This window comes from Microvirga arabica, assembly GCF_016811235.1.
Classification (GTDB): domain Bacteria; phylum Pseudomonadota; class Alphaproteobacteria; order Rhizobiales; family Beijerinckiaceae; genus Microvirga; species Microvirga arabica.
Genome location: NZ_JAFBID010000032.1, coordinates 27,468 through 41,683, shown reverse-complemented (window position 1 = coordinate 41,683; position 14,216 = coordinate 27,468). Strand labels below are relative to the sequence as shown.

The 14,216-nt window shown below is 62.8% G+C and carries 10 protein-coding genes; 7 read left to right on the top strand and 3 right to left on the bottom strand.

Going from position 1 to position 14,216, the window contains the following annotated elements; translation table 11 throughout:
* Nucleotides 1-63 precede the first annotated feature (63 nt).
* From JQC81_RS16760 to JQC81_RS16730, 7 genes are all read left to right on the top strand, one after another.
* Entirely contained in the window at nucleotides 64-2,550 is a 2,487-nt protein-coding gene (locus JQC81_RS16760) for an ATP-binding cassette domain-containing protein (protein ID WP_246520486.1), read from the top strand.
* Entirely contained in the window at nucleotides 2,550-3,545 is a 996-nt protein-coding gene (locus tag JQC81_RS16755) for an ABC transporter permease (RefSeq protein WP_203272932.1), read from the top strand. The genes JQC81_RS16760 and JQC81_RS16755 overlap by 1 nt, the downstream gene beginning before the upstream one ends.
* Before the next feature lie 136 nt (nucleotides 3,546-3,681).
* On the top strand, nucleotides 3,682-4,398 hold the full coding sequence (locus JQC81_RS16750) for a transcriptional regulator NanR (protein ID WP_203272931.1): 717 nt from the start codon (nucleotides 3,682-3,684) through the stop codon (nucleotides 4,396-4,398).
* A gap of 403 nt (nucleotides 4,399-4,801) precedes the next feature.
* Nucleotides 4,802-6,067, top strand: a complete 1,266-nt coding sequence (locus tag JQC81_RS16745) for a ribulose-bisphosphate carboxylase large subunit family protein (RefSeq protein ID WP_203272930.1) — start codon at nucleotides 4,802-4,804, stop codon at nucleotides 6,065-6,067.
* Entirely contained in the window at nucleotides 6,064-7,464 is a 1,401-nt protein-coding gene (locus JQC81_RS16740; protein WP_203272929.1) for a four-carbon acid sugar kinase family protein, read from the top strand. The genes JQC81_RS16745 and JQC81_RS16740 overlap by 4 nt, the downstream gene beginning before the upstream one ends.
* Nucleotides 7,461-8,312 (top strand): phosphogluconate dehydrogenase C-terminal domain-containing protein, encoded by an 852-nt coding sequence (locus JQC81_RS16735; protein ID WP_203272928.1) that lies wholly within the window; start codon nucleotides 7,461-7,463, stop codon nucleotides 8,310-8,312. The genes JQC81_RS16740 and JQC81_RS16735 overlap by 4 nt, the downstream gene beginning before the upstream one ends.
* Nucleotides 8,313-8,591: 279 nt before the next feature.
* On the top strand, nucleotides 8,592-9,644 hold the full coding sequence (locus JQC81_RS16730; protein WP_203272927.1) for an aldo/keto reductase: 1,053 nt from the start codon (nucleotides 8,592-8,594) through the stop codon (nucleotides 9,642-9,644).
* A 154-nt stretch (nucleotides 9,645-9,798) separates the two neighbouring features.
* Here JQC81_RS16730 and kce read toward each other — a convergent pair whose 3' ends face one another.
* The 3 genes from kce to JQC81_RS16715 are packed head-to-tail and all read right to left on the bottom strand — an operon-like array spanning nucleotide 9,799 to nucleotide 14,216.
* Nucleotides 9,799-10,725, bottom strand: coding sequence for a 3,5-dioxohexanoate:acetyl-CoA acetone transferase (kce, locus tag JQC81_RS16725; protein ID WP_036348947.1), 927 nt, complete (start codon nucleotides 10,723-10,725; stop codon nucleotides 9,799-9,801).
* A 21-nt stretch (nucleotides 10,726-10,746) separates the two neighbouring features.
* Nucleotides 10,747-11,679 carry a 3-hydroxyacyl-CoA dehydrogenase gene (locus tag JQC81_RS16720; RefSeq protein ID WP_203272926.1) on the bottom strand — a complete coding sequence of 311 codons (933 nt, stop codon included), beginning with the start codon at nucleotides 11,677-11,679 and terminating at the stop codon, nucleotides 10,747-10,749.
* A 20-nt stretch (nucleotides 11,680-11,699) separates the two neighbouring features.
* On the bottom strand, nucleotides 11,700-14,216 hold the full coding sequence (locus JQC81_RS16715; protein WP_203272925.1) for a branched-chain amino acid ABC transporter ATP-binding protein/permease: 2,517 nt from the start codon (nucleotides 14,214-14,216) through the stop codon (nucleotides 11,700-11,702).

The window sequence follows — 14,216 nt, the reverse complement described above, 5'->3', positions numbered from 1 at the left end:
GCTTGCTGCGTCCCTGCCCATCGATCGAGCCCGATCCCTGCCTTGGAGCCTGAAGGTTTGCGGATGACAGCTGCGATGAACGTGGTGCCATTGTCGCGGGAGAATGCGCCGCCGGCCGGGGCGGAGCCGGTCGTCGCGCTGTTCGGCATCACCAAGGCCTACGGTCCCACCCTGGCCAACCAAGCCATCGACCTGACGGTCGGGCCCGGCGAGATCGTCGGCCTCGTCGGCGGCAACGGTGCGGGCAAGAGCACCCTGATGCGGGTTCTGAGCGGCGTCACGGTTCCCGACGAGGGGAGCCTCGCCATCGGCGGAAAGGCCCGGAGCTGGAACGATTACGGTCCGGGCGAGGCGCAGGCCTCCGGCATCCGCATCGTGCATCAGGAGCTGTCCCTGTGCGGCAATCTCACCGTGGCGGAGAACTTCTTTCTGGAGCGTCCCGATGCGGGCGGCACCCGCCCCGGCTGGCGCGGGTCCTACCGCGCCCTTGCCCGGCAATGGCTCGATTCCATCTTCCCGGGCCATGGCATCGACGTGGATGCGGAAGTCGGGCGCCTGCCCATCGGCCAGCGGCAGATGGTCGAGATCGCACGCGCCGCAAGCGACCCCAACCTCAAGCTGCTGGTTCTCGACGAGCCGACATCCTCCCTCGATCCCGAGCGCAGCCGGCAGCTGCGCTCCTTCATCAAGGCCCGAGCGGCCGGGGGCGTCGCCTTCATCTTCATCAGCCATAAGCTCAAGGAAATTCTCGAGGTCACCTCCCGGATCGTGGCGCTCCGCAACGGGCGCCTGGCCTGGGCCGGATCCGTGGAGGGAGCCTCCGTGGAGCGCCTCGTCGAGGCCATGGGCGGGGAAGCGGGCGCGTCCCTGAGAGCCGGGCGGCAGCGTCATGCGGCCCGGCCTGCTGGCGACGGGCGTATCCTGGCCCGCATCGCCGGGGAGGCGGTCGCCCCGCTGGGGCATCCGGTCGAGCTCCGGTCCGGGGAGATCGTGGGCCTCGCCGGCCTGGAGGGCAACGGCCAGCGGGACATGCTGCACAGGCTCTTCACGGCCGGTGCATCGGGGGATGTGGCCTGTCACGGCCCGGTCAGCTTCGTGTCCGGGGACCGCCAGCGCGAGGGGGTGTTTCCGCTCTGGAGCGTTCTCGAGAATATCGGGATCGGCCGCATCGCGGGCCGGCCGGACATCAGCTCCATATCGTCCAAGGCGGAGCTCGCCGCGGCGGCGCCGACCATCGAGCGCTTGCGGCTCGACCCGGCGCGCCTTCAATCGAACATTCTCGAACTGAGCGGGGGCAACCAGCAGAAGGCTCTGGTGGCGCGCGCGCTTGCCGGAGACGGCGAGGTGGTCCTCCTCGATGACCCGACCCGGGGCGTCGATGTGAACGCGAAGGCCGAGTTCTACGGCGTGGTGGCCGATGTCGCCTCGGCCGGACGCCTGGTTGTCTGGCATTCCACCGAGGATATCGAGTTCCTGGAATGCGACCGGGTGCTGGTTTTCAGCAATGGGCGGATCGTGCGCGAGCTTGTCGGTCAGGAGATCTCCGAGGAAGCGATCGTCAACTCCTCCTTCTTGCAGGCAGCCGCCTCCCGTGAGGTTGCCGGAGCCGCGCCGAAGCCCGTTCGGGAGAACCCGCTCGGCCGCCTGATCGGCCTGATGCCCTTCGTCAGCCTCGTGGCCGTTCTGGGCGCGATGGCATCCGTCAACCCCATGGTCCTGTCGGCGTTCGGCCTCGATCTGCTCCTCGGCTCCGCCGTCGCCCTGACCCTCATCGCCCTGGCCCAGATGTTCATCGTCGGCGGCAGCGAGATCGACCTCGGGGCAGGGGCCTTCGCCGGGGTGACAAACGTGATCAGCGCGACCCTCCTGGTCGACAATCCCGCAGTGGGCGCCGCCGCGCTTCTTCTCGCCTGGCTCTCCTACGGGCTCATCGCGGCGATCATTCACGCGCGCAAAATCCCGTCCATCGTCGTGACCCTCGGGGCGTCCTTCATCTGGGTCGGCATCGGCTACAGCCTGCAGCCGACCCCGGGCGGGAGCAGCCCGGAATGGCTGGCGGCGCTCTTCACCTGGCAGATCCCCGGCGTGCCGACGACCATCGTTCTCATCCTTCTCGCAGGCGCCGCCGCCGTCCTGATTGACAGGTCGCCCCTCGGTGTCGTGCTGCGCGGCTTCGGCAGCAATGCAGGCGCTCTCGAGCGCGGCGGCTGGTCGGTGCTGCGCTATTCCGTGATCCGCTACCTCATCGCAGGAGCCTTCGCCCTCGTTGCCGGCCTGTCGCTTACGGCCATCAACACGGCGAGCGACATCAATTCGGGCGGGCCTTTCACCCTGTTGAGCATCGCGGCCGTGGTCATGGGGGGCTGCGCGCTGCTCGGCGGCGTCATCTCTCCCATCGGGGTCGTGGTCGGCTCCCTCACCCTGTCCCTGATCGGGGCTCTCCTGGGCACGCTGGGCGTCAGCACCGACTACAACGCCGCCGTCCAGGGAGGCCTGCTCCTTCTCATTCTCGTCCTGCGCATGGCGGTGGACCGGCGGGAGGACGCGTGATGCAGAATCTCTCATCCTGGGTGGCTCGAAACCGCTGGGTCTGGTCGCTGATCGGGGTCCTGATCCTCTGGGGCATCCTGAGCCTCCTCACGGACCGCGTCAGCCTGCACTCCCTGTCCGGGGTCGCGACCTCCGCGTCCTTTCTTGTGCTTGCGGCCCTGGGGCAGATGTTCGTAGTCACCACGGGGCGGGGCAACATCGATCTGTCCATCGCGAGCGTCATTGCACTCAGCGCCTTCGTCGGCCTCATCGTCGTCGGCGGCAGCGACGGCCGCATCGGCCTGGGATTGCTGGCGGTTCTCGGCATCGGGCTTGCGGTCGGGCTGACGAATGCCGTTCTGGTCGTGCTCTTCCGCATCCCGGCCATGATCGCGACCCTTGCGACCGGCTATGTGCTTGCCACCACGACCCTGATCGCGAACCGCTCCATCGCGGGCGCCGTGGCAAGCCCGGCCCTGGCCTTCGTGGCAGGCGGCAAGGTCGGCGGCGTGCCGGTGATGTTCCTCATCGCGCTGGCGGCCGTTGCCCTGTCGAGCCTCGTCCTGGGAAGGCTCGCCTACGGACGCACCCTCTCGGCGACCGGTCAGAACGCCAGGGCGGCGCGCCTGGCCGGCGTGAGGACCGGGCGGGTGACGGCGACGGCCTTCGTGATCAGCTCCACGCTGGCGGCCCTCGACGGGGCTCTGCTCAGCGCCTATGTGGGCGGCGCCTTCCTGGAGATGGGCGCTCCTTACCTGCTTCAATCCGTGGGCGCCGTCGTGCTCGGCGGCTCGCTCATCTTCGGCGGCAGCTCGACGGCGGTCGGGACCCTCTTCGGGTGCATCCTGCTCGTCCTCATCGTCACCACCATGCAGATCGCGGGCCTGCCGCCCGGGACCCAGGACATCGTGCAAGGGGTCGTCATCATCGGGGTCCTGGCCCTGGCCTGCCGCCCGGTTCTCAGGCGGATCGCCCGGGCCGGGCCGGCCGGCGCCCGCGCGGCGGGGGCGCAGTAGAAGGCGAGGGCGCTGTTCTGGTATGATATGTGTTGCAGTACAGCGTCTCGATGATAGAGCGGGAGACGATTGTTGAACGTGCGGCGCCCCGCCGGGTTGGGCACCGGTTTAGAGTTGAAGGTATTCAGGTCTCAAGATGGAAGCCATTGTTCGCCGCAAGCTGTCTCATGAAGTGCTCGATCGCCTGATCGGCGCCATCGAGGCCGGGGAGTACGAGCCGGGGACGCAGCTGCCCTCGGAGCGGGAGCTGATGGCGCGGTTCGGGGTCGGGCGCCCGGCCATCCGCGAAGCCATGCAGACGCTCCAGCAGATGGGGCTGATCCGCATCAACCACGGCGAACGGGCCCGGGTGATCCTGCCCACGCCCGAGACCATCATCGATCAGATCACGGGGGCGATGCTCCAGCTCCTGTCGAGCAACCCCCGCGGGCTGAACGATCTCAAGGAGGCACGCATCTTCTTCGAGGTCGGCCTGGCCCGGGTTGCCACCCAGCGGGCCACCCGCGACGGCCTGGAGCAGCTGCGCAAGGCGCTCATCGCCTGCCAGGAGGCTCGGGGCGACGCGGCACGGTTCGTAGCCGCCGACATGGCGTTCCACCGCCAGATCGCGAGCATGTCCGGCAATCTCCTGATCGCGGCGATCAGTCAGGGCATGCTGGACTGGCTCAGCCGCTTCAAGCGCGAGCTCGTTTCCGCCCGCGGCGCCGAGCGTCTCACCCTCGAAGAGCATGAGCGGATCTACAAGGCCATCGCGGCCGGCGATCCCGAAGCGGCCACCAAGGCCATGTCCGATCACCTGACCCGCGCCAACACCCTGTACTCCGTCCTGGCAATGACCCAACCCGATGAATGACCGGAAGATGAGAAACCGGCCTGTGGCACGGACACCTGCGTTCATTTGAACTGGTTTGTCTCTGGGAGATTACTGACAGAACATGCCGCATGATTGATGCCTGACCGGCATTCCGTGCCATTTGCATCGACAAGCCTCCAACCCGGGAAATAGTTGTTGCATTTCCTTTGCTGGTATAATCACTATATAAGATGAACAGGAGTCGTCCGGAGGAGACGTCCGAGTGAAAAGGCACTTTGTCGGGAGGCCACCTGAAAGTCTGTGCCGCTACGGAACCAACAAGGCGGAATCCCGGGGTCTCGTCCATTCCGTCTCCCCCAGCGAGGCAGTGCCGCTTCTTTTCCGTCGGCATCTGGCTCCGCACGTTCGGTAACCGCTTCGGGAACGCCACAGGAGGAACGTAGTGACAGAGCCGACCCGCATCGAGGCCGACTATCTCATCGAGACCGCCTACGATCCTCGTCAAGCTGCCGAGGCTATGGCGGGCGAGCAATCGAGCGGCACCTTCGTTCCCATTCCGGGTGAGACGCCCGAGCTCAAGGAGCGTTCGGCGGCGCGCATCGAGCGCCTGGAAGTCGTAGAGGAAGTGAACGAGCCCTCGCTGCCTGGCGCCGGTCGCCCGAAGAGCGGGGAAGCAGCCTACCGGCGCGCACGTGTGACCCTGTCGTGGCCCATCGATAATTTCGGTGCCTCTCTTCCGAACCTTATGGCCACCGTGGCTGGCAATCTCTTCGAACTGAAGCAGTTCTCCGGGCTGCGGCTTCTCGACATACGTCTGCCGGCGATTTTCGCCGATGCTTATCCCGGTCCGAAATTCGGCATTGCCGGCACGCGCAAGCTCGCTGGCGTCGAAGGGCGGCCGATCATCGGCACAATTGTCAAACCGAGCGTCGGGTTTGGACCCGAGGAAACGGCGGGCTTGGCAAAGACCTTATGCGAGGCAGGCATCGACTTCATCAAGGATGATGAGTTGCAATCGGATGGTCCCCATTGTCCATTCGAGGAACGTGCTCGTGCCGTCATGCGCGTGATCAACGATCATGCGGACCGTGCCGGCAAGAAAGTGATGTTCGCGTTCAACATCACCGGCGAGCTCGATCAGATGCGCCGTCGTCACGATCTCGTCCGCGATCTCGGCGGCACATGCATCATGGCGAGCCTCAACTCGGTTGGCCTTGTAGGCATGATCGAGCTCGGGCGCTTTTCGGAACTGCCGATCCATGCGCATCGCAATGGCTGGGGCTATCTTTCTCGAGAACCCATGCTTGGCTGGTCCTATGTCGCTTGGCAGAAGATCTGGCGCCTGGCGGGCGCCGACCACATGCACGTCAATGGGCTCAGCAACAAGTTCTGTGAGGATGATGAGAGCGTCATCGCCTCCGCGCGGGCGTGCCTGACGTCGATGTTCGCGGAAAAGCCCTGCATTGCCATGCCGGTCTTCTCCTCCGGGCAATCAGCCAAGCAAGCGCCCGGAACGTTTGCCGCGCTTGGCACGACCGATCTCATCTTCGCGGCAGGCGGCGGAATCATGGCCCATCCGGATGGTCCAGCCGCCGGAGTGGCAAGCTTGTGCGAGGCCTGGGAGGCGGCAACAGCGCGTGTGCCGTTGGCAGAGTATGCGAAGGAGCGCCCTGCTCTTGCCCGGGCGTTGGAGGCCTATGCAGCATGAACGGATCGGGCCAGAACCTCCCGGACGGCCTGCTGCTCACCTATTATGGTGACGACTATACCGGCTCGTCGGCGGTGATGGAGGTGATGACCTTCGCAGGCTTGCCGACGGTGATGTTCCTCGATGTGCCGACACCCGCACAGCTCGAAGCCTTTCAAGGATATCGCGCGATCGGCGTAGCCGGGATCTCCCGGTCGCAGAGCCCTGCCTGGATGGAGGAGCATCTGCCTCCAATCTTTCAGGAGCTTGCGAAGCTCGAAGCACCAATCGCGCATTACAAGATCTGCTCGACCTTCGATTCTGCGCCCAATGTTGGTTCAATCGGCAAAGCCATCGAAATCGCTGTACCGATCCTGGGCGGCGTTTGGCATCCTCTCATCGTCGGCGCCCCGGCATTATCCCGCTATCAAGCTTTCGGCAATCTCTTTGCAGCCATAGCGGGGGAGGGCTACCGCCTGGATCGGCATCCCGTCATGGCGCGCCACCCTGTGACACCTATGGATGAGGCGGATGTGTTGCGGCATCTCGCTCGACAGACGGATAAGGCAAGCGGCCTCGTCGACTTCGTTTCCATGAAGCAGAGACGGTCGGATGAGCGGCTTTCGGAAGTAGCAGGGAAGGGGGCTGAGATCGTTGCCCTGGATGTTCTCGATGAGGAGACGCTTGCCGAAGCCGGCCGTCTCGTCTGGGAGCATCGTGGAGAACGGTTGCTGGCCGTTGGATCCCAGGGCGTCGAGTATGCCCTCGTGGCCCACTGGCGACGAAGCGGTTTGCTTCCGAAGGAAGTGCCGGCATTCCAGGCCCGGCCCGTGGAGCGTATCATTGCCGTGTCAGGCTCCTGCTCTCCCATCACCGCCGGGCAGATCGAACACGCTGAAGCAAACGGATTTGCGGCGCTTCCGCTCGATGCAACGCTCGCCGTCGATGCTGGCGAGTGGCAGCGAGAGATCGGGCGGACAACCGAGCAGGCGTTGCGTTCGCTTGGCGAAGGCAAGGATCCGCTGGTTTACACGGCACGAGGACCTGACGATCCCGCTGTTGCCAATCTGACCCGTGCGATTGCTGCAAGCGATGTCCCAGCCAGCACCGTCAATGACCGGATCGGCAACGGACTTGGCCGCCTGCTGGATGCCACATTGCGCGAGAGCCGTGCGACGCGCGCCGTCATTGCCGGAGGCGACACGTCGGGCCATGCCAGTCTTGCGCTCGGCATATTTGCTCTCACTGCTCTTGCTCCGATCGCTCCAGGTTCACCCCTCTGCCGCGCTCATTCCGAAGATCCCGCTCATGAGGGTCTCGAAATCACGCTCAAGGGCGGCCAGGTCGGTGCTCCCGATTTCTTCAGCGCCGTAAAACGGGGTGGCGCTCCCAATCACAATGGAGGAACAAGAACATGACCAAGATTGCGTTGCTCGGCGCCGGTGGGAAAATGGGAGTGCGTCTCGCCTCCAACCTCAAGGGCTCGCCTTATGATGTTTTCCATGTCGAGATCTCCGAGGAGGGCCGGCAGCGGCTCAAGACAGTTGTCGGTGCGGATTGCGTCGACCGCGATGCTGCTCTCGGCGAGGCGGACGTGGTCATCATGGCCGTTCCCGATCGCCTGATCGGCAAGATCGCCCACAGCTTCATCGATGTTGTGAAACCAAACACGGCGATCATCATGCTCGATGCGGCTGCTCCCTACGCGGGCGAGTTGCCGGCCCGCACGGATGTGACGTATTTCGTAACCCACCCCTGTCACCCACCGATCTTCAATGACGAGACCGATCCTGCCGCGAAGAACGACTTCTTCGGAGGCGTCAAGGCCAAGCAGCATATCGTCTGTGCCCTGATGCAGGGTCCGGAGGAGCATTATGCCTTATGTGAGGACATTGCACGAACCATCTACAAGCCAGTGATGCGCTCGCACCGCTGCACCGTCGAGCACATCGCCATCATGGAGCCGGCGCTCTCGGAGACCATCGGCGCCACCTTGTGCCTTGCCCTTCGCGAGGCCACGGATGAAGCCGTGCGCCGCGGCGTACCCCGTCAGGCTGCCGTGGATTTCATGCTGGGACACCTCAACATCGAACTCGCCATCGCCTTCGAGGCTTTTCCGGAAGGAAAGTTCTCGGATGGAGCGCTTTATGCAATCGATCAGGCGCGACCGCAGATCTTCCGCGAAGGATGGCTGGAGCGCATCTTCGATCCGACGGCAGTCAAGAAGTCGGTCACGGAGATCTGCAATCCGCCCAAGGCAGCCTGACAGCCCAATCATCGTTGACTTGGCAATAGGGGAGCGTCCCAGCGCATGGCGTAACACGCTGGGACGACAAGCCCTGCTCAGCCACCTACACGGCATCTGTAGCGTCTGGGTTATGGGTCTGAAGCGCAGCCGCTGTGACAGTCCCGGCCGTGCTGGTACCATGCGTTCGAAAAATCACCGGCAAGTTCTGAAATTGACCTTGAGCAACGGTGGGCCGGACGACCGACCGAAAGAATTCGCATCATGTCAACCTGACATAGCCCAGGCTTGGAGGACCCGATGGAATACCGTCAACTCGGCCGATCCGGCCTCAAGGTCTCAACTATCACCCTTGGGACGATGACGATGGGCGGCAAGGGAAACTTCGCCAAAGTCGGCAATGTCGGACTCGATGAGGCGCGCAGACAGATCGATATGTGCCTCGGTGCCGGCGTGAACCTGATCGATACGGCAAATGTCTACTCCAACGGTGCTTCAGAGGAAATCATCGGTGAGGCTCTCGGAGGTCGTCGTAAGGGTGGCGTCCTGCTCGCGACGAAAGCCAGGTTTGCGATGGGTGAGGGACCTAACGATCGTGGTTTGTCACGCTATCATCTCATCCATGAATGCGAGGCTAGCCTGAAGCGGCTTCAGATCGACGTCATCGATCTGTACCAGGTTCACGAATGGGACGGACTGACTCCGCTTGAGGAGACGCTTGAGGCCCTTGATACGCTGGTGCGCCAAGGCAAGGTTCGTTACATAGGCTGCTCGAACTATTCCGGGTGGCATCTCATGAAGGCCCTCGGCATCAGCGAGCGGGAATACCGGCAGCGCTTCATCAGCCAACAGATCCACTACACGCTCGAGGCTCGGGAAGCCGAATACGAGTTGATCCCGATCGCGCTCGATCAGGGATTGGGCGTTCTGGTCTGGAGCCCGCTCGCAGGCGGTCTTCTTCCCGGCAAACATCGACGCAACCAAGCGGCGCCGGAAGGCACCCGGCAGCTTGCGGGATGGATGGAGCCGCCTATTCGCGATGAAAACCGTCTGTGGACCATCGTTGAGACTCTCGTGTCCATAGCAGAGAACCGGAACGTGTCGGCGGCTCAGGTGGCGCTCGCCTGGCTTCTCGGCCGGCCGGCCGTCACCTCTGTTGTCATAGGAGGGCGAACAGAGACGCACCTGGCTGACAACCTCGGGGCCACTGATCTGAAGCTCACACCTGAGGAGCGGACAAGCCTTGATCAGGTCAGCACATTGCCCGTTCTTTATCCCTACTGGCACCAGTTGCAGACGGCCAAGGACCGGCTAAGCATAGCTGACCTTTCCCTTTTAGGTCCTCATATCTGAAGCGGTATGCATCATGGCCCTGAAAGGCTGGCGGGCCGCGACTAGCTTGGCATAAGGAGCTTACGCAAGCCGCAAACCGCGATCAACTCACCGTGACAGAAAGGACTTACCCTAAAGGATGATGATGAAGCCGAAAGCGGACGAGGGCTGGCCGTTAGAAATTGACGCGGTCGCCTCCTTTGAGCGACAGCATATTGCGCGCGTCGTCAGGGGTGGCGACTTCCAATCCAAGTCCCTCAATGATCTGGCGCGCCGCTTTAACCTGTTGCGCATTCGATTCCGCTAGTTTGCCCGGGCCGATCCAGAGCGAATCCTCCAGACCGACGCGTACATTGCCTCCCATGGCCGCCGCTTGGGCTGCAATGGGAAGCTGGTTCTTGCCAGCACCGAGCACCGACCATTGGTAATCATTCCCGAACAGCCGGTCGGCCGTGCGCTTCATGTGCGCTACGTCCTCGGGATGCGGGCCAATGCCGCCCAGAAGACCAAAAACGCTTTGGACAAAGAGAGGCGTCTTGATGAGACCACGGTCTACGAAGTGAGCGAGAGTGTAGAGATGGCCGATGTCGTAACATTCGATTTCGAAGCGGGTGCCATTCTCGGCGCAGGTCGTCAGGATGTACTCGATATCGGAGAAAGTATTGCGGAAGATCCGGTCGCGTGAGCCCTCAAGATAGGGCTGCTCCCAATCATGCTTGAATTCCTTGAATCGATCGAGCATCGGATAGAGTCCGAAGTTCATCGAGCCCATATTGAGGGAGGCTACCTCCGGCTTGTAGTGAGCCGCAGGCCGAACGCGTTCCTCCACGAGCATAGTCGGTGCGCCACCTGTCGTGATGTTGATGACGCAATTGCTTCGCTGCTTCACTACCTGAAGGAAGGGAGCAAAAGCCTCTGGTGATTGATCTGGCCTGCCATTGTTCGGGTCGCGCGCGTGGAGATGCACGATTGCGGCGCCTGCTTCCGCCGCGCCAATTGCGGCTTGTGCGATCTCGTCTGGTGTGATGGGCAGGTGAGGGGACATGGAGGGTGTATGAATCGCACCCGTTACAGCGCATGTGATGATGACCTTGCGTGCCATATGTTTTTCCTTGTGAGGGGATCACATAAATGATTGGGATCGCTTGTGGGCCTTCAAAGCGGCCAGACGCTTGTCCCGCCATGCGGTACGCCTCGCGAGCACATCAGGTCCTGGCGCTTCACCCCAGGCTTCAAGGATGCGCGCCACGTTCTCGCTGTCCCAGACCTGGGGTTCGGCGGGGTCCTCGGAGAGGCGACGGTAGAAACCCGTATAGCGATTGCAGTAATCAGCGATGCCGCCCGGCGCATTGAGTTCGATGGTCTCGAAAGGACCGAGGAAGGACCACCGCAAGCCGAGGCCGTCCTTCAAGGTCTTGTCGAGGTCGTGCGGGCTCACCACTCCTTCCCCAACAAGTCTGAATGCCTCTGCCAGCAATGCACCCTGCAAGCGATTGAGAACGAAACCTTCGACCTCGCGATTCACGATGATCGGGACCTGTTCCAGGCTCTGATAGATTTCACGGGCGCGGGTGATCGTCTCTTGAGATGTCCATGGAGCGCCACAGAGTTCGACAATGGGGACGAGGTGAGGGGGATTGACCGGATGCGCCACAAGGCAGCGGCCCCGGCCCGGAAGTCCTTCAGTGAATTGGGATGCGACGATGGCGGACGTCGATGATGCCAGGATCGCGTCCGTTGGCGCAAGTCGATCTAGGCCGGCGAAAATGGCTTGCTTGATCTCAATGTTTTCGGGGCCATTCTCCTGCACAAGGGACACGCCCTGAACGGTATCCTCGAGCGACGGCATTGCAACGATGCGCCCGGCTGCACCCATGGGATCTTCGACAAGGCCATGAGTGGCGAGTTCATCGAGACCTTCACGGATCAGGCGGGGTACATTCTCCAACGCCTCGGCGTGAGGGTCCGTGATGCGCACATCCCAACCGGCCCGCGCAAAGACCATCGCCCAAGATCGGCCGATCAGCCCTGCGCCAACGATAGCTACACTTGGCATTCCAGTCTCTCCATTGGCAGTTACAGCCATAGAACCTTGCGTCGGAGGTCGAGATCATCCCGCAGAGCCTTCGATGGGCCGGAATGGATGATCCGCCCCCGCTCCAGCGCCACCGTTCGGTCGGACAGGGCAAGAGCAAGGTCGAGGTGATGATCGACGATGATGATGGATACCTCGCGCCGGAGCTTGTCGAAGCTTTCGAAGAGCTGTTCGACGATGGCGGGGGCAAGGCCTTCGAACGGCTCATCGAGGAGGAGCACCTTCACGTCCCCCGAGAGCGCCCGTGCCACGGCTACCATCTGCTGCTCGCCGCCAGAAAGGAAATCCGCCGGCGTGTCGAGTCTCTCGCGGATTCGGGGAAAGTACTCGAAAATCCGGTCCAGGTCCCAGCGGATCCCGTGGCCGGTCTCGCGCTTGAGCCGCCCGAGTTCCAGGTTCTGGGCCACAGTCATACCGGCAAAGAGTCCGCGTCCCTGCGGCACGTAGCCGATGCCGAGCCGGGCAATGGTCGCGGCTGGTTGGCCGGCAATTTCCCGTCCGTCCAGGCTGATCGAACCCGAAGAAGGTGGAGCGATGCCGATGAGTGTTTTAAGTAGTGTGGACTTGCCGGCGCCGTTTCGGCCGAGAAGCGCAACGATCTCATGCTGATGGACGTTGAAGGAGATGTCCGTCAGGGCGTGGCTCTTGCCATAGAACGTATTTACCTTCTCGACCGCAAGTACGGTTCTGACCTCGGCGGCGCTCTCCCGACTTTTCGCAGCCACATTGGCCGTGCCCGAACCAATATAGATTTCCTGCACCTTCTGACTCGTGCGGGCCTCTTCGACGGTGCCGTCGACCAGCACCTGACCGGCGTTCATCACGGTTACGGCGTCGGCGATCTGGAACACGCGGTCGATGTCGTGCTCGACGAGCAGCATTGGGACGTCAGATGAGATCCGCTTGATGATGTCGCCGATGCGCTGGCGCTCCGCGGCAGCCAAGCCAGCGAGTGGCTCATCGAGCAGCAGGACCCTGGGTTTCGTGGCAAGGGCCAGTCCCATGTCGAGAAGACGTTGCCCGCCATACGAGAGCGCACCGGCCTCGGCCTTCTCGATTCCTGCGACGCCAAGATACCGAATGAGCGCTGATGTCTCGGATTCGATTCCCTTGATCGAGCGCGCGGAGGTCCACGGGTTGAAGCGCTGTGGATGACGTGCCTGCACGGCGAGGCGCACATTTTCTTGGACGCTCAGCGCCGGAAACAGATTGGTGATCTGGAACGAGCGCCCGATGCCAGCCCGTGTGATCGCTTCCGGAGACAGGCCTGCGATGGAGCGCCCCTGGAGCCGTACGTCGCCTTCATCAGGCTTGTAGAAGCCGGAAATCACGTTGAAGGCCGTTGTCTTGCCGGCGCCGTTGGGGCCAATCAGGGCGTGAAGACTGCCGTCGCGCACTGCGATGTTCACGCCCTCGACGGCCTTGAGCGCGCCGAAATTTTTGGAAATGGCTCGGGCCTCCAACACGATGCCGTCAACGTGATCGGCGGGCTTAAGGAACGAGGGGAGGGGCTCGTCCGTGAGCTTGCGCCCAGCCATGGCGGCCTCTTCCGCTACTTGGCGGCGGAACGGTGCCATGATCCGCTGCGCGATGCCGACCAGTCCTGTTGGCGAAAGGATGATGAACCCCACGAAGAGGATGCCGAAATAGAGCAGCCAGTGCGGGGTCCAGATCGACAGGAACTCCCGGAACAGAATGTAGAAAAGAGCGCCGAGGGCGGGCCCGAGAAAGCTGCGCATGCCCCCGATCGCGACCATGGCGATCAACTCTCCCGAGAACGCCACCGACAGGGGTTCTGCCGAGGCGAACCGGTGATTGAAGACCGACAGCATGCCGGCAAGCCCAACGACCGTGGCGGAGACCACAAACCCGAGAAGCTTGTAGCGGTTCGTTGGATAACCGAGAAAACGTGCGCGCTGTTCATTCTCTCGGATCGCCACCAGGACGCTCCCGGCAGGCGAGCTGTGAAAGCGCAGCAGAAAGAAGCATACAGCGAATGCAGCTGCGGCAACAAACCAGTAATAGGTCCAATCGTCCCTCAGATCGAAGCCGAACAGGTTTGCTCTCACCACGCCGCCCAGGCCGCTCTCACCACCGGTCAATGCCGTCCAGCGATAGGCAATCGCAAAGATCATTGCAGCTAGCGCCAGCGTCAGCAGCGAGAAATAGACGCCCCGCCGTCGCAGGATGAGCGCTCCGACAGGTGCCGACACCGCTACGATGAAAGCGATGGTAAAGAGGGCTGGAAGAAGCACGCTGTCCGGAAACCAGTGGATCTGGCTCAGTGCCGCCGCATAAGCGCCGAGACCGAACCAGACGCCGTGGCCGAAGGACACCAACCCGGTGTAGCCAACCAGAACGTTGAGGCCGAGGCAAGCGATGGCGAACACCACCACGTCGATCGCCGAGCGGAGCGGCAATCCGACAGGGTCTAGAACGACTGGCAGTAGAGCAAGGGCAGCAGCTGCAATGAGGAGGGGCCAATAGTCCTTGCGCAT

Bases quoted from the DNA above. Each gene is read 5' to 3' on its own strand.
- JQC81_RS16750 (WP_203272931.1), top strand. From the start codon at position 3,682: ATGGAAGCCATTGTTCGCCGCAAGCTGTCTCATGAAGTGCTCGATCGC.
- JQC81_RS16755 (WP_203272932.1), top strand. From the start codon at position 2,550: ATGCAGAATCTCTCATCCTGGGTGGCTCGAAACCGCTGGGTCTGGTCG.
- JQC81_RS16730 (WP_203272927.1), top strand. From the start codon at position 8,592: ATGGAATACCGTCAACTCGGCCGATCCGGCCTCAAGGTCTCAACTATC.
- JQC81_RS16760 (WP_246520486.1), top strand. From the start codon at position 64: ATGACAGCTGCGATGAACGTGGTGCCATTGTCGCGGGAGAATGCGCCG.
- JQC81_RS16720 (WP_203272926.1), bottom strand. From the start codon at position 11,679: ATGCCAAGTGTAGCTATCGTTGGCGCAGGGCTGATCGGCCGATCTTGG.
- kce (WP_036348947.1), bottom strand. From the start codon at position 10,725: ATGGCACGCAAGGTCATCATCACATGCGCTGTAACGGGTGCGATTCAT.
- JQC81_RS16715 (WP_203272925.1), bottom strand. From the start codon at position 14,216: ATGCGCAAGGACTATTGGCCCCTCCTCATTGCAGCTGCTGCCCTTGCT.
- JQC81_RS16740 (WP_203272929.1), top strand. From the start codon at position 6,064: ATGAACGGATCGGGCCAGAACCTCCCGGACGGCCTGCTGCTCACCTAT.
- JQC81_RS16735 (WP_203272928.1), top strand. From the start codon at position 7,461: ATGACCAAGATTGCGTTGCTCGGCGCCGGTGGGAAAATGGGAGTGCGT.